Origin of the sequence: Stenotrophomonas sp. 1337 (assembly GCF_031455455.1) — a bacterium.
Classification (GTDB): Bacteria; Pseudomonadota; Gammaproteobacteria; order Xanthomonadales; family Xanthomonadaceae; genus Stenotrophomonas; species Stenotrophomonas indicatrix.
The window spans coordinates 38406-62028 of the sequence record NZ_JAVDSR010000001.1; the positions used below are offsets into that span (position 1 = coordinate 38406).

The following is a 23623-nucleotide window of genomic DNA, read 5'->3' on the forward strand; positions in this document are numbered from 1 at the left end:
GCCACACATTGCTTGCTGATCGGCAGCCCCGGCTGCGGCAAGACCCTGCTGGCCTCGCGCCTGCCCAGCCTGCTGCCGGATTCCGAAGAGATCGATGCCCTGCAGTTGGCGGCCATTACCTCGGTCAGCGGCGAAGGGCTGGACCCGAAGCGTTGGCGACAGCGGCCGTTCCGGGCGCCGCACCACAGTGCGAGCGCTGCGGCTTTGGTGGGGGGCGGTAATCCGCCCTGCCCCGGCGAAATCTCGCTGGCGCACCACGGCGTGCTGTTCCTGGATGAACTGCCGGAGTGGAACCGCAGTGCGCTGGAAACCCTGCGCGAGCCACTGGAGTCGGGCCACATCCGCATCTCCCGCGCAGCGCGCAGCGTGGTCTACCCGGCACGCTTCCAACTGGTGGCGGCGATGAACCCGTGTCCCTGTGGCTGGGCCGGCGACCGCAGCAACCGTTGCCTGTGCAGCGACGAGCGCATCACCCGCTACCGCGCACGGGTATCGGGCCCGTTGCTGGACCGCATCGACTTGCACATCAACGTGAGCCGCATGGATGCGGTGGAGCTGCGCGAGAGCACACCCTTGGGCGAGCCCAGCGCCAGCGTACGTTCGCGGGTGGAAGCGGCACATACGCGGCAACAGGCGCGCGGTGGCCTCAACGCGCACCTGCCGCCTGCTGCCCTGCGCGCGTGCACGCGCTTGAGCGAAGCCGACCAGGATCTGCTGGAACAAGCCATCGAGCGCCTGCAGCTGTCGGCGCGGGCGATGCATCGCATCCTGCGCGTGGCACGCACCATTGCCGATCTGGCCGAAAGCGAGACCATCCGGACCGCGCACTTGGCCGAGGCCATCGGCTACCGGCAGCTGGACCGGGGCAAACCAGGTGCATAGCACTCTGTTGCATGCACGAAGGAATCAGATTCATCTGATATCTGCCATGCCACCTGCGCCCTGACCATTTCCGCGAGCCCATACACAAGGAGACGCGGTTTGCTCAGGATGCTCATCATGGGCGGGCAGGAGGCCGCCCGTCAGCGGATATCACGGACGATAGGACGGCGCGGCCTGATCCGCATGGAATCGATCTACAGCGTGGACGGCGGCCTGTCGGTGCTGGAGTGGCGCAACTACGACCTGGTGGGAACGTTCCTGGCGGCCGGCCTCGGTACGCGCCTGCAGGAATCGTTCGTGCTGCGCGATGCGAAGGTGCAGCTGGTGCTGTTCGGCATGGGGCTGAGCGAGGAAGTCGCCAGTATCCGCCTGCGCCTGCGCGCGCAGGGTCTGCCGTCGCCGATTCTGGTCCGGACCGACTTCGACAGCTACGACGAGTCGCTGTTCTGGCGATCGCTGACGTCGCACATGATCCTGCCGTCGGTACTGGAGGGCACTGGCCCCCTCCCCGCCGTGGGCGACGCGTGCGACCATGCAGGGCCCAGTCCCTAGCGGTGCCTGCCCTGCCAGGTGCCCGCCCTGCCATACATGAGCACTCTGCAACCGCCGCACCTGCCGACCTCCGATGCGTCCACCCCGCTGACACCTGCGGCAACCGGCGGCGACGGGCCTCTGGGTGAAACGAAGATGCGCGAAATCGCGGTGCGGATCTCGCAGTACTTCCGCGATTTCCTTGAATCGGATTTCAAGCGCGCGCAGGCACCGCGGCGCCGCATCGTGCTTACCAGCGATTCCGGCTTCCGCGCAGGCATGCGCACCGCGCCGTATCCGGCGTTGGACAAGGAGCTGTGGAAGCTGCTCAGCCGGCCCTCCGGCGAGGAGCTTTCGTTCACCATCGGCCCGCGCAGCTATACCCGGCCGATCAGCGCGACGCTGCGCCGCATCGTCGAAGAACAAGTGAACGCCATCACCGAGACCGCCATCGCCACGGTGCGCGTGGCCGTGCTGGACAAGGCGCGCGCCAGCATGGCCGGTGCACTGGAAGACCCGGAAGCCTGGGTGGAATCGGTGCAGGGCACCTTGGTGGATGCGATGTGCGTGCAGGTGGTGCGGCCGCTGATCGCGCATCTGGCCGGCCCACTGCAGGGCCAGGCGTACTGGGTGATGGATTCGCTGCACGCGGCTGAATCGGACCTGGTCACCCGCTCCGTTGTGGATCTGTACCAGACCCTGCCGGAGGTGCTGGCGCGCTTGCTGGCCACCGGCGACGAACTGCCGCTGCAGCAGGCTTGCGAGCACCAGCTGACCCGCGACGGCACGATCAGCGCGCTGATGGCCTTCTTCGAGAACTTCGTGGCGGCCGACGCCTTCCATGAGTTCCGCGACCTGGAAACCTATGTCGCCACCGGTGATGGCCTGCAGCTGTATCTCTACGTGGGCACGCTCAAGTACGCGGGCGTGCAGTACCCGGTGTTCTACCTGCCGCTGGACGTGGTGCGGGCCAAGGATGGGTCGGGCTACACCCTGACCCTCAGCAACCGTCTGTTCGCCAACCGCCGCGCGATCGACTTCGTGCTGCAGGAACTGGCCGTGGGCATGGCCCGCGAGTGGGTGTCGCCGATCCAGGAGCGCATCCAGTACCTCGACCCGGCGCAGAGCCTGTTCGAAGTGGCGGCGTCGCTGTTCCGGCAGGTAGCCAACGCGGTGGATCTGGGCGGCGAAGTCTCGCTTTCCTCGTCTGCCAGCGAGGCATCCACCGCCACCGTTACGCTGTCGCCTGCCCTGCACCTGGCTGCGTTCGAGCGCGCCGACGAGGCGCTGCTGAATGATTTCGAGGAGATCATCGACCAGGCCCGCAATGGGGGGTCGAAGCTGGTGGATCTGTTCCACGGCATGGTGGAAGGCGTGCTGATGCGCAACCCCGAGCCCATCGGGGAACGCGTGGAATCGGCCTGGGATGCGCTGCCGCTGGTGGAGCGCATGGTGTTCGATTCGCCCATTCCGTTGAACGAGGAACAGCGCAAGATCCTGCTGGCGGTGCGCGAACCACAGGGCCGCATCGTGGTGGTCGAAGGCCCGCCCGGCACCGGCAAGTCGCACACCATCACCGCCATCGCTGCGGACTGCGCGTTCAACAAGAAGAGCTGCCTGGTGCTGTCGGACAAGACCGAAGCGCTGGACGTGGTGTACGACAAGCTGTCCGATGCGATGAGCCGGGTTCGCCATGATCGCGATTTCCCCAACCCGATCCTGCGGCTCGGCCAGCAGGCGGCCAACTTCAAGCGCTTGACCTCCACCGGCACGATCAGCCAGATCTCGGCCTTCGCCAAGGCGATGAAGGCCAACCAGCCCGCCCTTGAGAGCGAGCGCCAGGACACGGCACAGACGCTCCGGCAGGCCATCTCCACTACCGTGCAGACGCTGGGGCGTGTATCGCTTGCTGCAGTGAAGACCATGCACGAGCAGGAAGCGGCGCTGGGCGAGCGCGCCCCCGCGGTGCTGCAGCAGGTACACGCGGTGATGGATGCCAACGTGCTGTCCGAGCTGGAAGCGGTGACCGCGCAGGCGGATGCACTGGAAGCTTATCTTGCCGACCTGTTCGGCAGCACCGACTACACGCCGGCCTCACTGGACGAACGTATCCGCCGCGATGCGGTGACCACCGCCTTCCTCGCCGACCGACCGGTTGACGGCTGGGCGCTGTTCGAGTCGTTGGATGCCGGGCAGATACGGCTGCTGGGCACGCTGTTGCTGCAGTACCAGCAGCTGAAGATGCCGCTGCTGGGCTATCTGCTGCGTGGCAATGCGGTGCGCGGGCTGGAGCTTCAGCTCAACCAGCTCGGCACCACCCGCCCGCTGCTGCTCAAGCAGGATGCAGCCGCCCTGCAGGACATCGTGCAGGGCGCAAACGCGCTGCGCATGAAGCTGGAGGCCGAAGGCCTGGGCACGCAGCTGCCGGCCAGTTACCGGCAGATTGCCCACGGCGCCGCGCCGGGACCGGGTGCGGCGGTTGCACGTCAGGCAATGACCCTGCTGGCGCGGCTCAATCCGGCCATCGTCGAGGCCCTGCTGGCCGAGCCGAAGGACGATCCCGCACTGTGGGCGCTGACCCTGCGCTTCCTGCAGGGCTGGATGGCCACGCGCAAGGCCTTCGTCGACGCGCCGCAGTACGACTATGTGGGCACCAAGACCAAGCTGGAGCGCCTGAACACCTCGGTGATGAACGCCCATGTAGATGGGCGCCTGATCAGCTTCATGGATCATCACCGCGCCGATGCGCGGGCATTGGCGGGCGTGATCGCCAACCGGCAGAAATTCCCGGTGGACAAGTTCGAGAGCGTGCGCGAGTCGTTCCCGGTGATGATCGCCAGCATCCGCGAGTTCGGCGAATACATGCCGCTGGCACCGGACCTGTTCGACGTGCTGGTGATCGACGAAGGCTCGCAGGTCTCAGTGGCGCAGGCGCTGCCGGCGCTGCTGCGCGCGCGCAAGGTGGTGGTACTGGGCGATTCCAAGCAGTTCTCCAACGTCAAGGCCGCCAACGCCAGCATCGCGCTGAACGACAAGTACCGCTCGGACCTGGTCAACTATTTCCGCACCAACGTCAGCCAGCAGGCCGACGTGCTGGAACGGTTGGCCATGTTCGATGTGAAGCGCTCGGTGCTGGAGTTCTGCTCGCTCTCTGCCTCGTACTCGGTGATGCTGCGCAAGCATTTCCGCAGCTATGCGGAACTGATCGGGTTCTCGTCCTCCACCTTCTACAACCACCAGCTGCAGGCACTGAAGATCCGCAGCCGGCCGCTGCAGGAAGTGATCCGCTTCAGCCAGGTCGATGCCAGCGGGCACCGCACCAGCCGCAGCACCAACGACGCCGAAGCGGCGTTCATCGCCGAGCGCCTGGTGGAACTGCTGGATACAGACGCGCCGCCCACGGTCGGCATCATCACCCCGTTCCGCGAGCAGCAGACGCTGTTGTCCAAGACGCTGTTCAACCATCCGCGCGGCCGCGAGTTCGAAGAGCGGCTTCGGCTGAAGGTGATGACGGTCGACTCCTGCCAGGGTGAGGAACGCGGGCTGATCTTCTATTCGATGGTGGCGACCGCCGGCCAGGATGCGCTGAACTACATCTTCCCGGTCAGCCTGAGCGGCGCGGTGGATGCGGTGGAAGACAAGCTGAAAGTGCAGCGTCTGAATGTCGGCTTCTCCCGTGCGCAGGAGGCGATCTGGTTCGTCCATTCGATGCCGGTGGATGCGTTCCGCGGCGCAATCGGCAATGCGCTGCGTTACTACGCCAGCCAGCTGGACCGCCCCGCGCCCGACGCCGCGCAGACCGATGCGCGCAGCCCGATGGAATCGAAGGTGCTGCAGTGGCTGCAGCAGACGCCGTTCGTGCTTGCCCATGGCGATGCGGTCGAGATCATTCCGCAGTTCCCGGTGGGTGACTACCTGCGCCAGCTTGACCCGACCTATCAGCACCCGGCGTGGCGCGTGGACTTCCTGGTGACCGTGCAGACCGTGCGTGGCGCGCTGCAGATCGTGATCGAGTACGACGGCTTCGAATTCCATTTCCGCCGCGATAAGCCGGTGCATGTGGGCAACCACGAGCGCTATCTGGTGGAGGCCGACGTCGAGCGCCAGCTGACCCTGGAAAGCTACGGCTACCGCTTCCTGCGCATCAACCGGTTCAACCTCGGCAGCGACCCGGTGCAGACGCTGTCCGACCGGCTCTATCGCCTGATTGAAGTGGCCGGCACGGAGATCCGCTCGGCAGCGGTCGATCAGGTGATCGAGCAGGTGCAGGGGCTGGAATCGAAAGAGAAGAAAGTCTGCAGCCGCTGTGGGCAGATCCGCAGCCAGGAAGAGTTCTTCGACCCTGACCTGCGCGCCGGTGCCGGCGGGGTGGGACGGATCTGCATGCCCTGCAAGGCGGGCTAGGCGGTGCTGCCGGGTGCCAGCGTGCGCACGGCCACCGCCGCCAGCCTGCGGCTGACCAGCCCGTAGAGTTCTTCCAGTTCGGCCGCGCGCGCCTCGGTCATGTTGGTACCGAACAGTACCCGCGACAGCGCGGCCTTGTGGGTGTCGGCGGGATAGCGCGCCCGCGCCCGGTACACGGCCTGCAGCACCAGCCAGGCCAGGCGGAACTCGCCTCCGGGCAGGGGGCGGACTACGCGGTCATAGACCTGCCAGAACTGGTATTCGGCCTCCAGGTCGACCGCCGGTGCTGCGAACGGCACCGGACGCGCACGTCCATGGGCGCGCCTGCGAACCGGAGGGAAACGGGGGTTGTGCTGTGCCATGCCTACAGGATGACCCAGCAACATTGTGGGAACCTTGCGTTGGTGCCGGAATATCAGTGCTGATTGTGCAAAGTGCGGCCGATGGCCCGCTGGGATGGAGCGATTCCGCCGGGCATGGCCCGGCGCTACCGGATTGCGTGCGGCGGATGGCCCGCTTGGGTGGAGCGATTCCGCCGGGCATGGCCCGGCGCTACCAGATTGCGTGCGGCGAGGGCCCCGCTTGGGTAGATGCCAACCTTGGTTGGCAAGGCGCGTCGGCGCCGGAGCGATTCCGCCGGGCATGGCCCGGCGCTACCAGATTGCGTGCGGCGAAGGGCCACGCTTGGGTAGATGCCAACCTTGGTTGGCAAGGCGCGTCGGCGCCGGAGGGATTTCGCCGGGCATGGCCCGGCGCTACCGGATTGCGTGCGGCGAAGGGCCACGCTTGGGTAGATGCCAACCTTGGTTGGCAAGGCGCGTCGGCGCCGGAGCGATTCCGCCGGGCATGGCCCGGCGCTACCGGATTGCGTGCGGCGAAGGGCCACGCTTGGGTAGATGCCAACCTTGATTGGCAAGGCGCGTCGGCGCCGGAGGGATTTCGCCGGGCATGGCCCGGCGCTACCCAGCCTGCCGCGAAGTGCATCCACGCATGGCGTGGATCTACTTAGAAGGCTATCGAGGTGCTGAACATCACCTGCCGGGGGGCGCTGCGCTGCAGGGTCTGGTAGTCGCCCGAGAACGACGAGCCGGCGATGGTGGCGGTGCCGATGTTGTTGCGGTTGAACAGGTTGCTTACGTCCAGCCGCAGCTCCAGCCCCGGCAGCAGGCTGTCCGGGCCCAGGGTGTAGGCGGTGTACGCGTTGACCTGCCAGAACGTCGGCACGCGGATGTCGTTTTCATAGGTGAAGGGCTGGCGCAGGTACGAGGTGCTGGTGGCACCGAAACGCCAGTGGCCGAAATGCGCGGACAGGTCGCTGACCAGCGACAGCTGCGGGTAGCCCGGCTGCGCGTTGCCCTTGATCGGGTACACGGTATCGCCCACCACGAAATCGCTGTCGTAGTACGAGCGCGCCAGCGCGATGCCCTGGTAGAACTGCAGGTGGTCGGTCAGGTCGGCGGTGATGCCGAGATCGGCGCCGATCACGTGCATCTTCGGCATCAAGCGCACCGTGTTGATCTGCGCGAACTGGGTGCCGATGGCTGCCGACAGCAGGCGGTTGCGGATATCGTTGTAGAACACATCGCCAGTCACGGTCAGGCGGTCGAAGCGGTGGCTGGCGCCCACGGTCAGGTTCCAGTTCTTTTCCGGACGCAGGGTGCCGGCCACGCGGTCGAACTCTTTCTGGTCACTGATGGTCCAGGCTGACGCGGTATAGCCGATGTTGCCGCGCTGGGCCACGCGATAGCCGTTCATGGTGTTGACCAGGTCGATGAAGGCATCGGTCCGCTCGGTCGGGCTCCAGTACAGCGACACGTGTGGCAGGAAGTTACTCTTTGCGCGCAGCGTGCCGAACACCGGGCGCTCCGCTGAGTCGCCGATGCCACCACCGGTGGTAGTGAAGTCCAGGGCCTTGAAGCCCAGCCCCAGCACCAGCGTGTCGGTGACGGCGTAGTTGTCATGCAGGTAGAGCTGCCGTGAACGGGTCACCCAGCTGGATGCGTTGTCGGTCTGGAACGCCGGCCCGTACACATCGAACGGCCCGGTCGCCTTGAGTGGTTTGCCCTGCCCCAGCAGCGGCTGCTGGTACCACTCGGTCTTTGCGGCCGCCTTGCTCTTCTCCTGCCAGAAACCGGCGGTGAGGGTGTGCGCACCGGTCTCGAACTGCAGATTGAACATGCCACCGAGGCGATTGAGGTGCGGCGTCTGCACCTGTTCGGAGAAAGGCGCGCCGTTGGGCGAGGGCACGGTCGGGTCGGTCAAGGTGGCCTGGGTGTGGCTGTTGGCGTTGTACAGCTGCACGTTGCCGCTGAGCGCGGGCGTGATCTGGAAGCGATGGTTGATCGACGCGACGCGGTCGCGGGTCACCTGGCCGGTGTCGTAGGGAATCAGCTCGGACAGCTCGCCGCAGGTGTAGGCGCCGCAGGACGTGTCGGCGTTCTCCGGCGAGGCCACGTAGTACGCCCATGCATAGTCCGGATAGAAGCTGTCGGCCTTCCAGCCCAGCTTGCGGATCATGTCGAAGGAGATGTTGTTGTAGCCCCACACCGCGGCCTTGCTGTCGGACAGGAACACGGTGAAGTCACCCCACGCCACATCCTGCTGCGCCTTCAGGTCACCGCGCAGGAACTTCTGGGTGCCGGCGCCCTGGTACTTGTCGGCCGACACGCGCTGCAGGTCGACCAGCAGCTTCGGGCCGTGTTCGCCCAGCTGGCCGCTCTGGCCCGAGACCGTGGTGACCCGCGTGTTGTTGCTGCCCACGCCCTGCTTGATGCGCAGGCTGGGGTTGTCCTGCAGGTCGCGCAGGCGGTACTCGAGGCTGCCGCCATTGACGCTGCTGGAGAACACACTGACCGGTGCACCGCCCGGGCTGACCGTGATCGAACCGATGCCATCGGGCACACCGACGTTGACCACGCTGGTGCCGGTAAGCGAGAGGAAGCCGTTGTCGTTCAGCGGCACGCCTTCGAAGGTGATGCCCATTTCATTCATGCGGAAACCGCGCACGAACAGGCTGGTGGCGGAAATATCCAGCCCCAGCCCGTCGGTGGCGGTGTAGCTGCCACCCGGCACGTTCTTCAGCATCGACAGGCCGTTGTTGCCGGACACCATCGAATCCAGGTCGGTGGCGTTGATGACGTAGCGGTTCGGGCCCACGACCTGGGTGGGGGCAACGGCAGCGCCGCGTGGGGTGGCGATGACCTGCAGCGCATTCAAGGTGGTGGGGGTGTCGTGCGCGGCGTCGGTGGATTCGGCAGCGTGCAGCGGTGCAACGAGGGCGATGCCGATTGCCAGGGCAAGAAGCGTAGGTGGAGTGTTCATGGCCAGATTCCAAGGTGCAGGGAGAAGAGGACGCAGGCGCACGCCCAGCGCGATGCAGCGCCGGATGGCCATGCAGTGGCTGGTGACGCGATTGCGTTGAAGGCGGGAACGGCGCTGCGCGCGCCGGTCAGCGGCAGACGAAGACGATCAGCTGCCGAACGATTCGATGGCGTGATTTCGACGTGCGGAAGTGTTGCATCGGACCGCCACATCCGCCATTGCACCGTGGGAAAGCGCGGCTATACGCAGGTATCGCTTTCGATGCCGCGCTATCACCTGCACGTTGCAGCGTGATGTCTGTGCGCTCGGTCAGCCTTTCGACTATTCGTTCCTGGCTCGACTTGCGCCACCCTGGATGCTGAATGATCATGTCGGCGGCGGCCGCGCGGATATCTGCGATGCCTTCCGCACGCGCTGCCATGCAAGGCTCCGACGCGTTAACTCGACACTTCAAAGGACGAACGTCATGTTGAATGGATTGAAACCGCTCGCCGCAACTGCACTTTGCCTGCTCGGCCTGTCCGCCTTCGCCGAAAATGCCGCCGCTGCGCAATGGGTCGACAGCGGCCGCACTGCGTACTTCAAGCAAAGCCCCTTCTCCAGCGCATGGGAACACACCTGCACGACCGGCGGCACGCCGATCCAGGACTTCCCGGGCACCTGCGCCAACGATCCGTTCAGCGGCTGGACGACCAACTACAACGCCGCCAGCGCATCGGCCAACAACCAGCTCAATGCCTGCCACTTCGACTCGCAGAAGCTCGGCTCGGCCTGCTACGGCCTGGCGTACGCGATCAATGGGCAGGTCTACGCTGGCGGCCTGCCTGCCAACTGCAACGTCGGTGCCCGTGCGGTGGTGGTTTCGACCCGCATGGAAACGATCGAGATCCAGAACCATGAGCTCGATGTAGAGAGCGTCCAGTCGGGCAACGAGTACGTCTGCCAGTAAAACCGTTGGTGGGACGCCGCCACCGTGCGTGGCGGCGCCCTTCTTCGTATTGCCGGCTTCTTACTGCAGCACGAAGCGCTCGATCGCCCTGGCCACGCCTTCATCGGCGTTGGTGGCGGTCTCGAAGCGCGCCGCGGCCTTCACCGCATCGATGGCATTGCCCATCGCCACGCTGGTACCGGCGTACTGCAGCATGGTGAGGTCGTTCTCCTGGTCGCCGATGGCCATCACGTTGGCGCGGTCGATGCCCAGGTGCTCGGCCAGCTTCTGCAGGCTGGGCCCCTTGCCGGCGCGGTGGTCGAACACTTCCAGGAAGAACGGCGCGCTCTTCAGCACCGCGAAACGCTCGGTCAGCGCGGCCGGCAGGCGCGCGATGGCGGCGTCCAGCACGTCCGGTTCGTCGATCATCATCAGCTTGATGAAGGACATGCCAGGGTCCATGTCGGCCACGCGGCGGTACGACAGTGGCATGCGCGAAAGATGCGAGTCGGCCACGGTGTAGATGCTGATGTCCTGGTTGGGCGTGTACATGCGCTGCGCGTCCAGTGCCTGGAAGTGCACGCCGATCTCGCGGGCGACCTGTTCGCAGTACACGAAATCGTCGAAGCTGAGCGGATACTCGACAACGGTTTCGCGCGGGCCGATGCGCTGCACCAGGCCGCCGTTGCAGGCGATGCAGTAGTCATCGTCGCCCTCGATGCCAAGCTCATGCAGGAACGGCGCCAGCCCTGGAACCGGGCGGCCGCTGGTCAACACGATGTGCACGCCCAGCGCGCGCGCCTGGGCGATGGCCTGCTTCACGCGCGCGGTGAGCTTGTGGGCGGGGTCCAGCAGGGTGCCATCCATATCGATGGCGACCAGTTCGATGGTCGATTGCCTGCGACCCATGTCCATCATCTTCAACCAGTGCGGGGGACGCCCATTTTAGGCCAGGCCGCCTGGCAACGCCGGCCTCATGCATCGTTCACCTCTGCGCGGCGCTGGCCGGGGATACTCGTGGGGCCTGTGCGTCCCCCACCGCAGGACGGCCCTATCGACCGCCCTTCCCTGGACATTCTTTCGACGCATGACCTACCAAGCGCCCGACGCCACTGACACCGCCCCTCTCGCCCAGCAGATTGAAGACCTGATCGACGGCCTGCCCGGCGACCATATCCGCGTCGGCACGCTGCTGCATGCGCTGGGCGACGAAGGCCTGATGCTGGTGGTGATCCTGCTGTCGGCGATCTTCCTGATTCCGGTATCGATTCCCGGGCTGAGCACGGTGTTCGGTGCGTCCATCCTGCTGATCGGCCTGAGCCGCGTACGCGACCGTCCGTTGTGGGTGCCGCAGCGATTGGCCGACAAGCAGATCGCCACCGACAAGCTGAAAGCCAACCTGGGCCGTGCCCTGAAATGGGTGCATCGGATGGAGCGGTTGTCCCGGCCGATGCGGCTGGCAGCGATGGTGCGCTCGAAGAAGATGATGCGGTTGAACAACCTGGCGCTGGTGTTCGCCACGATCCTGCTGATGCTGCCGGCCGGGCCGATTCCCTTCAGCAACACGCTGCCGGCGCTGGCGCTGATGTCCTTTGCGATCGGCTTCATCCAGCGCGATGGCGCGGCGGTGGCAGCCGGCTACGGCTTCGTGGTGGCGTCGGTGGTGTACTTCGGTGTGCTGCTGGGCGGCGTGGGCTTTGCGGCCGAATCAGTGTTCAGCGGCTTCCGCAGCGGGTCATCGGCGCTGTAGAGCCGAGCATGGGCTCGGCTCTACAGCACGGGTGATGCGCGGGCAGCCGGCTACTTCGCCGACACCCGCCACACCACGTCGCCCACATCGTCGGCGACCAGCAGCGCGCCCTCCGCATCGATGGCCATGCCCACCGGCGCGCCCATCAGCGTCTTCTCGTCCTTGGACGCGAACCCGCTCACCACCGCTTCCGGGCGGCCGGCCGGCTTGCCGTCCTTGAACGGCACGTACACCACTTCGTAGCCGCTCAGTGGCGAGCGGTCCCAGCTGCCGTGCTCGCCGATGAAGGCACCGCCGTGGTACTTCGCCGGCAGTGCCTGGCCGGTGTAGAACAGCAGGCCCAGCGGTGCCACGTGCGAGCCGATGGCGAAGTCCGGGCGGATTGCCTTGGCCACCAGGTCCGGCCGCTGCGGCTGCACGCGCTCGTCCACATGCTGGCCGTAGTAGCTGTAGGGCCAGCCGTAGAAGCCGTGCTCCTGCACCGAGGTGAGGTAATCGGGCACCAGGTCGGCGCCGATCTCGTCGCGTTCGTTCACCACCGCCCACAGCTTGCCGGTGCTCGGCTCCCAGTCCAGGCCGGTGGGGTTGCGCAGGCCCGAGGCGTAGATGCGGCTGCCGCTGGTGGCCACGTCCACTTCCAGCACCACCGCGCGGCGGTACTCGACGGCCAGGCCGTTCTCGGTGATGTTGCTGTTGGAGCCCACGCCCACGTACAGCTTGCTGCCATCGCGGCTGGCCAGCAGTTCCTTGGTCCAGTGGTGGTTGATGGTGCTGGGCAGGTCGGTGAACTCGCTGCCCTTGTCGGACATGCGGGTTTCGCCCGGCACGTAGTGGTATTTCATGATGTTGCCGGTGTTGGCCACATACAGCGTGTCACCGATCAGCTGGATGCCGAACGGCGAGTGCAGGTTTTCGATGTACACGTGCTGGGTCCAGGTGCCGGTGCCCGGCTCGCGCCGCAGCAACGTGACCCGGTTGCCGCCCTTGCCGGCCTTGCCCGAGCGCGCCTTCACCTTGCCGGCGATCCACTGCTTGGGCGTGGTGACCGGCTCTTCGCCGGGACCGTTGCCTTCCACTACCAGCACATCACCATTGGGCAGCGACAGCAGCCGGCGCGGGTGCTGCAGGTTGGCAGCGATGCGTTCGATCTTCAGGCCGTCGGCCACCGACGGTGCCTGGCCCTCGGCCCAGCCCACGCCCTTGGGCACCTGCATCGGCGGCAACAGGTAGTTCTCGGGTTTGGGCAACGGCGGTTGCGCGCCGGACTGGTCGGCCGGGTGGTATTCGGCCTTGCCGGCACAGGCGACCAACGCCAGGGACAACGAGAGCACGCCCACGGCGGGCAGGATGCGCTTAGCCATGACGGGCTCCTTGCAGCACCGGCTGCTGCAGCGAAAGCACGATGAAGCCGAGCGCGATCAGTGCCACCGTCAGCGCGGAGAGGATGGTGCCCGGCACGGCCGCCGCATAGGCGTCGCGGCTGTGCACGAAGGCGTTCCAGACGGCCAGCACGATGGCGACCAGGTTGAGCAGGAAATCGAGGCGGTCGGTGCCGGTGGCGGTGCCGTTGCGGCGCCAGACCGCGAACAGGTTGATCAGCCGCGGCAGGATGGCGATCAGCAGGCCGAAGGTGATCAGCCACGCCGCCGACTTGCCCCACATCACTTCAGCGGTGTTGAGGTAGAGGATGTCGAAAATGAGGCCGGCCACGAAGAAGCCGAACGGTATCGGATTCAACAGGCTGAAGAGTGTTGTGCCGAGGCCGCGATGGGCCTGGGCGACGGGGTTGACCATGGTCGTGCTCCGTTCGGGGAAGGGGTGCACGGGCTGTAGTAGCACAGGGGGGCGGGAGGGGGTGCGATGATCTGGGCATCGGATGGCCTCGACGCTATGGCGATGCCCAATGCGAAGTCCGCACGACGTGGCCAGTGCCATCCAGCTCCACCGACCACGCCTCGATATGGGGCAGGAATGGATTTTCGTACCACAGCCGTTCCACGCAGGTGCCACTGCATGGGGTGCTGGCATAGCGGGAAAACCGTTGTCCACGCGGCTCTGTGACATCGGGTGCGCCCAGCGCATCGATGACCGCCTCTCGACGGTCCCCGGGCTGCAGGGAAGCGATGCCGCGCTCGGCCAGGATGGAAGTAGCCGAGCATCCCCCCACGTAAAACACGGCTGCCATCGCCAACAGCCACGCCAGGTTCTTCACGTCTGCGCCTCCGCATCCAGCTCCATGGCAGCGTCCCGTATCTCATGGAATGGCAGCATGGTCTCGAAGCCGAATTCGTGTTCCATGCTGATGCGGACCAGGCCGCCAATGGCGAACCAGCTGGTATTGGCGTGCACATCGATGCCATGCCAACCGCCCCCTGCCAGCAGATCCAGCGTCTGCGCCCGGGGCATCTTTGTGCTTTCCTCCCGCAGCAGCGCGCGGCGGTGCCGTTTCATCAGCAGGCGCAGCTGCTTCACCGTGGTGATGTTGAAGGCGCTGAGCTCCGGCAGCAGCTCGGCGATGTCGGCATCGGTCCAGTAATCGTGGCGACGGTGATACATCGACAGCACCACCTTGCGGATGGTGGCCACGGTGAGTGGGGCCAGATCGGCGCGGGCGCGGGCATTGGGGCGTTTCATCCGGTGTCCTCCGGGGAGCCTGGGCATGGTGGCATGGCGGTGGGGTTCCGGTGCGGGTGGATTGTGCCAACCAAGGTTGGCACCTACCGGGGCACCGACCAGAGCGGCGCAGTCGTCATTACAAGGCGGCATAAGTGTTTGTGACGTATTTGGCACATCCGCACATCGACTGCGTGAAGAGGTAGGGGGTTGTTCGTTGTGTCGCGTTTGGCTCGTTGCGATGGGGCAGATCCGCCCCGCCGTCCTGCCATGCCGATTCACAACAGAAGGATTCGTGTATGAAGCGACACACGCAACGCTCCGCGCCACCGCGCTCTGCGCGCCTGGCCCTGGCCACTGCCCTGGTACTGGGCAGCCTGGCCGTTACCGCCCAGGCGCAACAGGCCGACCCACTGGCGGGTATCCAGTGGCATCTGCTCAATACCGGGCAGACGGTGCCGGCCGATACGCTGCCGGTGGCCGGCAACGATCTCAACGTCGATGGCCTGTTCCGCAATGGCATCCGTGGCCAGGGCGTGGTGATCGGCATCGTCGATGACGGCCTGCAGATCGCCCACCCGGACCTGGCCGCGAACGTGGCGGCGGTAGCGGGCAAGAACTTCGCCAACGGCTCCAACAATCCCACGCCGTCCAATCCCGATGCTGACAACCACGGCACGATGGTGGGCGGCATCGCCGGTGCGGTGGGCGCCAACAACCTGGGCGTGCGTGGCGTGGCCCCGGCGGCAACGCTGAAGGGCTTCAACGTGCTGGCCTCCAATGCGCAGGGCAACCAGCAGAGCAACATCGAATACGCCTGGTGGGATGGCGCCGAGTCGGCCGATGTGCAGGTGTTCAACAACAGCTGGGGCGCTGGCCCGGGCAACCCCAACCTGCCCGTGGCCTACAGCCAGAACACGGTGAGTTCATACGAGCAGGCACTGTCGGGCACGCGCGGTGGCCGCGGCGGCATCTACGTGAAGTCGGCCGGCAACAACTTCAACAACGCCTCGATCAGCCAGACCCAGGACGTCTGCACCACCGATACCAAGAACCGCAACACCGGCTGTGTGCCGGCCGGCCGCGATCCACGCAACAACCTGTTCAACGTGATCACCGTGGGTGCAGTGCGCGCCGATGGCGTGCGTTCGTCGTACTCGTCCACCGGTTCGGCACTGTGGGTGTCGGCCTTTGGTGGCGAGTACGGCCTGCAGGCGCAGTACGCCCCGAACCTGGTGGCACGTGCGTACGATCCGGCCATCGTCACCACCGACGTGACCGGCTGCACGCAGGGCAGCAACAAGAACACCAACCGCCAGAACACGCTGGACAGCAACCTGTCGGCGATCGACAGCACCTGCAACTACACCGCGAAGATGAACGGTACGTCGGCGTCGGCGCCGATGGTGTCGGGCGTGGCGGCGCTGGTGCTGGAGGCCAACCCGAACCTGTCCTACCGCGATGTGAAGTACATCCTGGCCACCACGGCCACCCGCAACCATCCGAACCAGCCGGCGGTGACGCTGGCCGACGGCCGCACGCTGGTGCCGGGCTGGACGGTGAATGCAGCCAACCGCGCTTACAGCAACTGGTACGGCTTCGGTGTGGTCAACGCGGCGCGCGCCGTGCAGGTCGCCGAGAACTTCCAGTCGTTGGGCCCACTGCTGGATACGGGCTGGCGCACCACCACGCGCACGGTGGCCATCGGCAACACCTCCGCCGCCGCCGCGCGGTTGACCTTCCAGCTGGCCAATGGCGCACGCAACATCGAGTCGGTGCAGCTGGGCTTCCGGGTGAACCACAGCAATACCCGCCAGCTGCAGTTCGTGCTTGTTTCGCCCAGTGGTACGCGCAGCGTGGTGCAGCCGGCCTTCACCGCCATCGGTTCGGGTACCAATGGCGTGCAGCGCAACTTCACCAACTGGGATCTGCTGTCCAGCAATGCCTTCCTGGATGAAAGTGCCACCGGCACCTGGACGCTGGAAGTGACCGACATGGGGCAGGCCGCGAATGCTGCATCGCGCGGCAACCTCGAATTCTTCAAGATCCGCGTTCTGGGGCACTGATGATGAAAACGACCATTCTGTTGAGCACGCTCGCCTTCGCGGCGATGACCTCCCCTGCCTGGGCACAGAGCTCGGGGCAGACCCCTCCGGCACGGAGCCTGTCCACCGTGGATGCACAGGAACTGAAAGCTTCGGCCACCGGCCGTTCGTTCGACGTGGGCGGCACGCGTTTCCAGCTGTCCCCGTCGACCACGGTGCAGCAGGCTGCGGGCGGCCAGTTCCGGATCACGCCGCAGGCAGCGGCCACCACCAGTTCGCGCAGCAAGCGTTCGCTGGATGGCGCGGCAGCAGCTGGCGCTGATGCCGGCGCCGGCAAGTTCGCCGCTGCGGTGTCCAACGATGGTGCGCCAGTGGTGGCGACCTCGCGGGTGAAGGTGTTCTTTACCGATGCGGCATCTGCACAGCGCGCGGCAAAGGCCACTGGCGGCACCGTGGTGAAGGTGTCCAAGGCTGCAGGTCTGGCCATCGTGGAATACCCGTCGGTGAACGCGGCGCTGGATGCGAGCACCCGGCTGTTGTCGACTGCGGGCGTGCGCGCGGCCGAGCCGGACGTGGTGCAGTGGGAAGAGAAGAAGTGATCTAGGGCGTTGCGTGGTGCCCCCGGCCGGTTGGCTCTCCTGGCCGGTCGGGGGATTGGCGAGCGGGAGGGCGTGCCGACCAACGGTCGGCACCCACCACAATCCAATGGCATCCACCACAATCCAATGGCACCCACCAGATTCCAATGGCATCCACCAGATTCCCAACGGTCGGCATGCACCAGGTTCCCAATGTCGGCACCCGCCAGAATCAGGATGTCGGCACCCACCAGATTCATTCATCGCGTGTCGACCAAGGTCGACACCTACCAGGGCGATGCGTCGTTCAGCGTGCGGCGACGCTCGCGCTGTGCGGCAGCTTGCACGCCGCCAACGCTTCACTGCCTGCGGCCGGATGTTCCGGCTCCAGCAGCAACCGCTGCACGTCCGAGAACAGCTGCTCCACCGGCATGCCGTAGGGCGCGAACAGGCGCAGGCGGCCCTGTCGGTCGAACACGTAGCCGCCGGCGATGTGGCTCATCGTGTAGGTGTCCGGCAGCTGTCCAGGCTCCTTCTCGTAGAACGCCTTGAAGTCACTGGCCATCGCCGAGAGCTGTGCCTCGTCACCGACCAGTGCCATCGCCTTCGGGTCGAACGCGTGCACATAGGTGTGCGCGACTTCGGGGGTATCGCGCGCCGGATCCACGCTGACGAATACCACCTGCAGCTGGTCGGCATCCTTGCCCATCAGGTGCTTGACCTGGCTCAGTTCGACCATCGTGGTCGGGCACACGTCCGGGCAGCTGGTGAAGCCGAAGAACAGGTAGGTCACCTGCCCCTGCAGGTCCTTCGGGCCACGCAGGGTGCCGGCGCTGTCAGGCATGGTCCAGTGCTGGCCCAGTTCCTCGCAGGCGATGTCCTTGGAATAGAAATCCATGCGCGACTGCGCGCTGCAGCCGGCCAGCAGGCCGAGTGCGAAGCCTGCGGCAAGCAGCGGCAGGCGCAGGGAACGAACAACGGAAGCAACACGCATCACGGGTACCACCAACACGAGGTGGGCGCGGTCTCGGTCAGGCCTGCCCTGGGGGAAGAGAGGGCTGAGGTGCCAGGGCGATCGCGCACTCCTTGCCGATCGCCCCGGCCACGGTCAGTTGATCATCATGTGGTAGTGCATGCTCCAGATGATCCAGATCGACAACGCGACCACGATGAACAGGATCACCAGGGTGAACACGAAGCTGGCGAGGTTCCAGCCACCTTCGGACTTGCGGTCCATGTGCAGGAAGTACACCAGCTGCACCAGGATCTGCGCGACCGCGAAGCCGACCAGCAGGAACAGGGTGACCGGCCGCGACAGCACCGGGTTCATCACCAGCGCGAACGGCACCACCGTCAGCAGCGCGCACAGCACGAAGCCGATCAGGTAGGACTTGGTGGAACCGTGCGCATTGCCGGCGCGCGAGGTTTCGACGTGGGCCATGTCAGAAGGCTCCGATCAGGTAGACGAAGGTGAAGACGCAGATCCACACCAGGTCCAGGAAGTGCCAGAACAGGCTCAGGCAGGACACGCGGGTGATGTTGGTCGGGGTGAGGCCGCGGCGATACACCTGGTGCATCACCACCGCCATCCAGATCAGGCCGCTGGCCACGTGCAGGCCGTGGGTGGCAACCAGGGCGAAGAACGCCGACAGGTAGGCACTGGTGCTGGGACCGGCACCTTCATGGATGAGATGCGAGAACTCGTACAGCTCCATGCCGATGAACGAGGCGCCGAGCACGAAGGTCACGCCCAGCCAGCGCAGCACCGCCGCCTTGTCCAGGCGGTGCATGGCCAGCACGGCCTGGCCATAGGTGATGCTGGACACCAGCAGGATGAAGGTCTCGGCCATCACAAACGGCAGCGAGAACAGTTCCTTGCCGGTCGGGCCGCCGGCGTAGGCGGTGCTGAGCACCGCGTACGAGGCGAACAGCGAGCCGAACAGCACCAGGTCGGACATGAGGTATACCCACATGCCGAACACCTTCATGCCGCCCTGTTCGTGGGCGTGATCGTGCTCGTGATGGTCGTCGTGGACCAGCACATCGCTGTCCAGTTGCGGACGGGTCAACAGGTTCATGCGCCTGCCTCCTGCAGCTTGGCGTGGTTGGCCGCTTCGGTACGCGCCACCTCTTCGGAGCTGACGTAGTAATCCACGTCCTCGTTGTAGGAGCGCGCGATCAGGGTGACGATCATCGCGATGAAGCTGGCACCGGCCATCCACCAGATGTGCCACACCAGGGCGAAGCACAGCATCAGGATCCAGACGTTGAGGATCAGCGGCACACCGGTGTTCTTCGGCATGTGGATCGGTGCGTACTTCTTCGGCGGCGGCGGCAGGCCACGCTTCTTCGCTTCGTGGAAGGCGTCCAGCTCATCGGCCTTGGGCACCACGGCGAAGTTGTAGAACGGCGGCGGCGACGGCGTGGCCCATTCCAGCGTGCGTGCATTCCACGGGTCGCCGGTGAGGTCGAGGTTGCGCTTGCGGTCGCGCACGCTGACGTAGATCTGCACCAGCATCAGGATGATGCCCGCGAACACGAACAGCGCACCGATGAAGGCGGCGATCAGGTACGGCGTCCACGCCGGGTTGTCGTACTGGTTCATGCGCCGGGTCATGCCCATGAAGCCCAGCATGTACAGCGGCATGAAGGCCAGGTAGAAGCCGATCACCCAGCAGGCGAAGGACCACTTGCCCAGGCGCTCGTTGAGGGTGAATCCGAACACCTTCGGGAACCAGTAGACGAAGCCGGCCAGGTAGCCGAACAGCGCACCGCCGATGATGGTGTTGTGGAAGTGCGCGACCAGGAACAGGCTGTTGTGCAGCAGGAAGTCCGCGCCCGGGATGGCCAGCAGCACGCCGGTCATGCCACCGATGGTGAAGGTGACCAGGAAGGCGATGGTCCACAGCATCGGCACGCTGAACTCCACGCGGCCGCCGTACATGGTGAACAACCAGGTGAAGATCTTCACGCCGGTGGGGATGGCGATGATCATCGTCATGATGCCGAAGAAGGCATTGACGCTGGCACCGGAGCCCATGGTGAAGAAGTGGTGCAGCCAGACGATGAAGGACAGGATGCCGATCGCCAGGGTGGCGCCGACCATCGACTTGTAGCCGAACAGCTTCTTGCGCGAGAAGGTGGCGGTCACTTCAGAGAAGATGCCGAACGCCGGCAGCACCAGGATGTACACCTCCGGGTGGCCCCAGGCCCACACCAGGTTCACGTACATCATCGGGTTGCCACCCAACGTGTTGGTGTAGAAGTTGAAGTCCAGATAGCGGTCCAGGGTGAGCGCACCCAGGGCCACGGTCAGGATCGGGAAGGCGGCGATGATGATCACGCTGGTGACCAGCACGGTCCAGGTGAACACCGGCATCTTCATCAACGTCATGCCCGGCGCACGCATGCGCAGGATGGTGATGAACAGGTTGACGCCGGTCAGCAGGGTACCGATGCCGGAGGCCTGCAACGCCCAGATGTAGTAATCGACACCGACCCCTGGACTGAACTCGATGCCCGACAACGGCGGATAGGCGACCCAGCCGGTCATCGCGAATTCGCCAACACCCAGCGAGATCATCATCAGCGCAGCGCCGACGACGAAGATCCAGAAGCTGAAGGCGTTGAGGAACGGGAACGCCATGTCGCGCGCGCCGATCTGCAGCGGCACGATGATGTTCATCAGGCCGACCACGAACGGGGTGGCCACGAAGAAGATCATGATCACGCCGTGCGCGGTGAAGATCTGGTCGTAGTGTTCCGGTGGCAGGAAGCCATCGCTGCCCGGCCCGGCCGCCGCCAGCTGGGCGCGCATCATCAATGCATCGGCGAAGCCGCGCACCAGCATGACCAGCGCGACGACCACGTACATGATGCCGATCTTCTTGTGGTCCACCGTGGTGAACCAGTCGCGCCAGAGCACGCCCCACAGCTTGAAATAGCTCACCGCGCCGAGCAGCGCGAGGCCGCCCAGCACCATGGCCGCCAACGTGACCACGACGATCGGCTCGTGCAGCGGCACGGCCTCCCACGTCAATTTACCCAACATGTTCATTACTCCTGGGAAACCTGGGCACCGCCGGCAGCGCCCGCCGGGGTTGCAGCAGCGGTGTTCTCACCAACGCCGATGAACTGGTCGATGACCTTCTTGAACAGCAGCGGTTCGACGCTGGAGAAGTGCTGCACCGGCGCGTTCTTCGACGGCGCGGCCAGCGCCTTGAACTGCTCGAAGCTGAGCGCATCCGGCGCGCTGCGCACCTCGGCCACCCAGCGATCGAAGTCTTCGGTGCTGCTGGCGGTGGCGATGAACTTCATGTTCGAGAAGCCATGGCCGCTGTAGTTGCCGGACATGCCACGGAACTGGCCGGGCTCGTTGGCGATCAGGTGCAGCTGCGTGCGCATGCCGGCCATCGCGTAGATCTGTCCACCCAGCTGCGGGATGAAGAAGGTGTTCATCGTCGAGTTGGAGGTGATGTTGAACGCCAGCGCGCGGTTGGCCGGGAAGTTGAGCTGGTTGACGGTGGCGATGCCCAGGTCCGGGTACACGAACACCCACTTCCAGTCGGTGGCGATCACGTCCACGTGCAGCGGTTCGCCGGCCACGTCCAGCGGCTTGTACGGATCGAGCTCGTGGGTGGACTTCCACACGATCACCGCCAGCACCGCGATGATCAGCAACGGCACGCCCCAGACCACCACTTCCACCTTGGTGGAGTGCGACCAGTCCGGCGTGTACTTCGCCTTGGTATTGCCGGCGCGGAAGCGCCAGGCGAACACGAAGGTCAGCACGATGGCCGGCACGACGACGATCAGCATCAGGCCGATGCAGATCAGGATCAGGTCGCGCTGTGCGATCCCGACCATGCCCTTCGAATCCAGCAGCACCCAATCGCAGCCCGTCAGGGCGATGCAGGCCAGGGCGACCAGCGCCAGGCGGATGCGGTTCCAGCAGATATTCATTGGTGGTCAACCCTGTTGAAGATGCGCGCTTGACCGGCTCGCCTGCGCGCAGCGCCCGGGCGTGGAGCGGCTACACTGTGGGTACGAGGTCGCCTACAAACAGGCGAGCCACTCCAATCAAGCCCATACAAGATACAGCATTGTATGGAATTGTCCATCTGCACGTATGGAAAAATCCGACCGATGACGCCTCCTGCTGCCGGCCGCCGCCTGAAACACCCCAACCGGACCTGGGTCCGCCCGTTCCGTGAGGGTGCAGGACCGCTGTACCTGCAGATCGCCCAGCAGGTGCGCGAGGCGGTGGACGATGGCGTGCTGCGCCCGGGCGATCGCCTGCCGCCGCAGCGCGACCTGGCCCAGCAGGTGGGGGTGGACCTGACCACGGTCACCCGCGCCTTTGCCGAACTGCGCCAGGCCGGCCTGCTGGACGCGCAGGGCGCCGGCGGCACCTTCATTGCGATGTCCGCCGGCAACCGCAGCACCTCGGTCGACCTGAGCATGAACATCCCGCCGCTGCTGGGCAGCGCGCCGTTCGCACAGGGCATGGAGGCCGGTTTCCAGCACCTGGGCCAGCAGCTGGGCCAGGGCGAGCTGATGAGCTACCACGTCGGTGCCGGCAGCCGCGACGACCGCGCTGCGGCCGTGCAATGGCTGGCGCCGGTGCTCGGCCCGGTGGGCGCCGAGCGGGTGGTGATCTGCCCCGGCGCGCAGACTGCGCTGTGCGCACTGATCCTGGCCCGCACCCAGCCGGGCGAACTGATCGCCGCCGAGCAGTTGACCTACCCGGGCCTGCTGGCCGCTGCGCGCGTGCTGCAGCGGGGCGTGGTGCCGGTGGCGATGGACGCCGAGGGCATGCTGCCCGATGCCCTGGACGAAGCCTGCCAGCAGCGCCGGCCGCGCCTGCTGTACCTGGTGCCGACCATCCAGAACCCGACCACGGCGACGATGTCGGCGCAGCGCCGGCAGGCCCTGCTGGCGGTGGCACGGCGGCACGAACTGACCGTGGTCGAGGACGATCCCTACTGGCTGCTGGCCGGCGATGCCGCCCCGCCGCTGGCCGCGCTGGCCGACGGTGGCTGCCCGGTCTACTACATCTCCACCCTGTCCAAGTGCCTGGCCCCCGGCCTGCGCACGGCCTACCTGGTGGTGCCGGGCGGCGAGCCGATGGAGCCGGTGCTCGACGCCCTGCGTGCGATCGCGCTGATGCCCACCCAGTCGATGGTGGCCGTGGCCTCGCACTGGATCCGAACCGGCCAGGCGCAGGCGATGGTGCAGCGCTTCCAGCAGGAACTGCGCGAGCGCCAGGCCATTGCTGCCCGCTACCTGCCCGCCCGCCGCCAGGCCCACCCGGCCGGCCTGCATGTGTGGCTGCCGTTGCCGCCGCGGCTGGACCAGTACCGGCTGATCCAGGCGGCACAGGAACAGGGCCTGGGCATTGCCAGCTCCGACGCCTTCAGCGTGGAGGAACCGCCACCGGGCAACGCCATCCGCCTGTCGCTGGGCGGTGCGGTGGACCAGGAGGCACTGGCCGGCGCGCTGGCCAAGCTGAACGAGATCCTGTCCGAGGCGCCCGACGCGCGGCATTCGGCGATCGTCTGAGCCATCCCGT

The 23623-nt window shown here is 65.9% G+C and carries 20 protein-coding genes and 1 pseudogene; 8 read left to right on the forward strand and 13 right to left on the reverse strand.

Annotation, left to right across the window (positions count from 1 at the left end; all coding sequences use genetic code 11):
* Positions 1–12 precede the first annotated feature (12 nt).
* From J2X70_RS00215 to J2X70_RS00225, 3 genes and pseudogenes are all read left to right on the forward strand, one after another.
* Positions 13–882 (forward strand): annotated as a pseudogene (locus J2X70_RS00215) (ATP-binding protein); the annotation flags it as partial.
* Between the two features lie 183 nt (positions 883–1065).
* A complete protein-coding gene (locus tag J2X70_RS00220) occupies positions 1066–1434 on the forward strand; it encodes a hypothetical protein (RefSeq protein ID WP_025874544.1) in 369 nt (122 codons plus the stop codon).
* Positions 1435–1470: 36 nt separating this feature from the next.
* Positions 1471–5817, forward strand: a complete 4347-nt coding sequence (locus tag J2X70_RS00225) for an AAA domain-containing protein (protein WP_309908308.1) — start codon at positions 1471–1473, stop codon at positions 5815–5817.
* Here the strand turns inward: J2X70_RS00225 and J2X70_RS00230 are convergent.
* From J2X70_RS00230 to J2X70_RS00240, 3 genes are all read right to left on the reverse strand, one after another.
* A complete protein-coding gene (locus J2X70_RS00230; protein WP_309908310.1) occupies positions 5814–6116 on the reverse strand; it encodes a hypothetical protein in 303 nt (100 codons plus the stop codon). The genes J2X70_RS00225 and J2X70_RS00230 overlap by 4 nt on opposite strands.
* Positions 6117–6822: 706 nt before the next feature.
* Positions 6823–9138, reverse strand: a complete 2316-nt coding sequence (locus tag J2X70_RS00235; RefSeq protein WP_309908312.1) for a TonB-dependent receptor — start codon at positions 9136–9138, stop codon at positions 6823–6825.
* A 127-nt stretch (positions 9139–9265) separates the two neighbouring features.
* Entirely contained in the window at positions 9266–9559 is a 294-nt protein-coding gene (locus tag J2X70_RS00240) for a hypothetical protein (RefSeq protein ID WP_309908314.1), read from the reverse strand.
* A 45-nt stretch (positions 9560–9604) separates the two neighbouring features.
* On the opposite strand from J2X70_RS00240, the gene J2X70_RS00245 reads away from it, so the two are divergent.
* Positions 9605–10087: a hypothetical protein gene (locus J2X70_RS00245; protein ID WP_025877402.1), complete on the forward strand. Its 483-nt coding sequence runs from the start codon at positions 9605–9607 to the stop codon at positions 10085–10087.
* A gap of 60 nt (positions 10088–10147) precedes the next feature.
* Here J2X70_RS00245 and yidA read toward each other — a convergent pair whose 3' ends face one another.
* Positions 10148–10981 (reverse strand): sugar-phosphatase, encoded by an 834-nt coding sequence (yidA, locus tag J2X70_RS00250; protein WP_309908317.1) that lies wholly within the window; start codon positions 10979–10981, stop codon positions 10148–10150.
* 172 nt (positions 10982–11153) lie between these two features.
* Here yidA and J2X70_RS00255 point away from each other — a divergent pair, with 172 nt between their 5' ends.
* The gene (locus tag J2X70_RS00255; RefSeq protein WP_025877405.1) at positions 11154–11816 is read left to right on the forward strand and encodes an exopolysaccharide biosynthesis protein; all 663 of its coding nucleotides are present in this window, start codon (positions 11154–11156) and stop codon (positions 11814–11816) included.
* A gap of 50 nt (positions 11817–11866) precedes the next feature.
* On the opposite strand, the gene J2X70_RS00260 is transcribed toward J2X70_RS00255, so the two are convergent.
* The 4 genes from J2X70_RS00260 to J2X70_RS00275 all read right to left on the reverse strand — a co-directional run bounded on the left by J2X70_RS00260 (position 11867) and on the right by J2X70_RS00275 (position 14450).
* Complete coding sequence (locus tag J2X70_RS00260; protein ID WP_309908319.1) at positions 11867–13177, reverse strand: sorbosone dehydrogenase family protein; 1311 nt, start codon at positions 13175–13177, stop codon at positions 11867–11869.
* Positions 13170–13610 carry a DUF2231 domain-containing protein gene (locus J2X70_RS00265; RefSeq protein ID WP_025877408.1) on the reverse strand — a complete coding sequence of 147 codons (441 nt, stop codon included), beginning with the start codon at positions 13608–13610 and terminating at the stop codon, positions 13170–13172. Before J2X70_RS00265 ends, J2X70_RS00260 begins: the two co-directional genes overlap by 8 nt.
* A 94-nt stretch (positions 13611–13704) precedes the next feature.
* On the reverse strand, positions 13705–14028 hold the full coding sequence (locus tag J2X70_RS00270; protein ID WP_080149642.1) for a hypothetical protein: 324 nt from the start codon (positions 14026–14028) through the stop codon (positions 13705–13707).
* The gene (locus J2X70_RS00275) at positions 14025–14450 is read right to left on the reverse strand and encodes a hypothetical protein (RefSeq protein WP_309908321.1); all 426 of its coding nucleotides are present in this window, start codon (positions 14448–14450) and stop codon (positions 14025–14027) included. Before J2X70_RS00275 ends, J2X70_RS00270 begins: the two co-directional genes overlap by 4 nt.
* Before the next feature lie 278 nt (positions 14451–14728).
* On the opposite strand from J2X70_RS00275, the gene J2X70_RS00280 reads away from it, so the two are divergent.
* Together J2X70_RS00280 and J2X70_RS00285 are read left to right on the forward strand one after the other, a co-directional pair.
* A complete protein-coding gene (locus tag J2X70_RS00280; protein WP_025877415.1) occupies positions 14729–16495 on the forward strand; it encodes a S8 family serine peptidase in 1767 nt (588 codons plus the stop codon).
* Positions 16495–17073, forward strand: coding sequence for a hypothetical protein (locus J2X70_RS00285; RefSeq protein WP_025877417.1), 579 nt, complete (start codon positions 16495–16497; stop codon positions 17071–17073). The genes J2X70_RS00280 and J2X70_RS00285 overlap by 1 nt, the downstream gene beginning before the upstream one ends.
* A 286-nt stretch (positions 17074–17359) precedes the next feature.
* Here the strand turns inward: J2X70_RS00285 and J2X70_RS00290 are convergent, their stop codons facing one another.
* The 5 genes from J2X70_RS00290 to cyoA all read right to left on the reverse strand — a co-directional run bounded on the left by J2X70_RS00290 (position 17360) and on the right by cyoA (position 22014).
* Positions 17360–18046: an SCO family protein gene (locus J2X70_RS00290; protein WP_309908322.1), complete on the reverse strand. Its 687-nt coding sequence runs from the start codon at positions 18044–18046 to the stop codon at positions 17360–17362.
* A 114-nt stretch (positions 18047–18160) separates the two neighbouring features.
* Positions 18161–18493: a cytochrome o ubiquinol oxidase subunit IV gene (cyoD, locus tag J2X70_RS00295; RefSeq protein ID WP_025877422.1), complete on the reverse strand. Its 333-nt coding sequence runs from the start codon at positions 18491–18493 to the stop codon at positions 18161–18163.
* 1 nt (position 18494) lies between these two features.
* On the reverse strand, positions 18495–19130 hold the full coding sequence (gene cyoC / locus J2X70_RS00300; protein ID WP_080278337.1) for a cytochrome o ubiquinol oxidase subunit III: 636 nt from the start codon (positions 19128–19130) through the stop codon (positions 18495–18497).
* Positions 19127–21103 (reverse strand): cytochrome o ubiquinol oxidase subunit I, encoded by a 1977-nt coding sequence (gene cyoB, locus J2X70_RS00305; RefSeq protein ID WP_309908323.1) that lies wholly within the window; start codon positions 21101–21103, stop codon positions 19127–19129. The genes cyoC and cyoB overlap by 4 nt, the downstream gene beginning before the upstream one ends.
* 5 nt (positions 21104–21108) lie before the next feature.
* On the reverse strand, positions 21109–22014 hold the full coding sequence (cyoA, locus tag J2X70_RS00310; protein ID WP_105164805.1) for a ubiquinol oxidase subunit II: 906 nt from the start codon (positions 22012–22014) through the stop codon (positions 21109–21111).
* A gap of 183 nt (positions 22015–22197) precedes the next feature.
* Here cyoA and J2X70_RS00315 point away from each other — a divergent pair, with 183 nt between their 5' ends.
* Positions 22198–23613, forward strand: a complete 1416-nt coding sequence (locus J2X70_RS00315) for a PLP-dependent aminotransferase family protein (protein ID WP_025877430.1) — start codon at positions 22198–22200, stop codon at positions 23611–23613.
* The last annotated feature ends 10 nt before the right edge of the window (positions 23614–23623 follow it).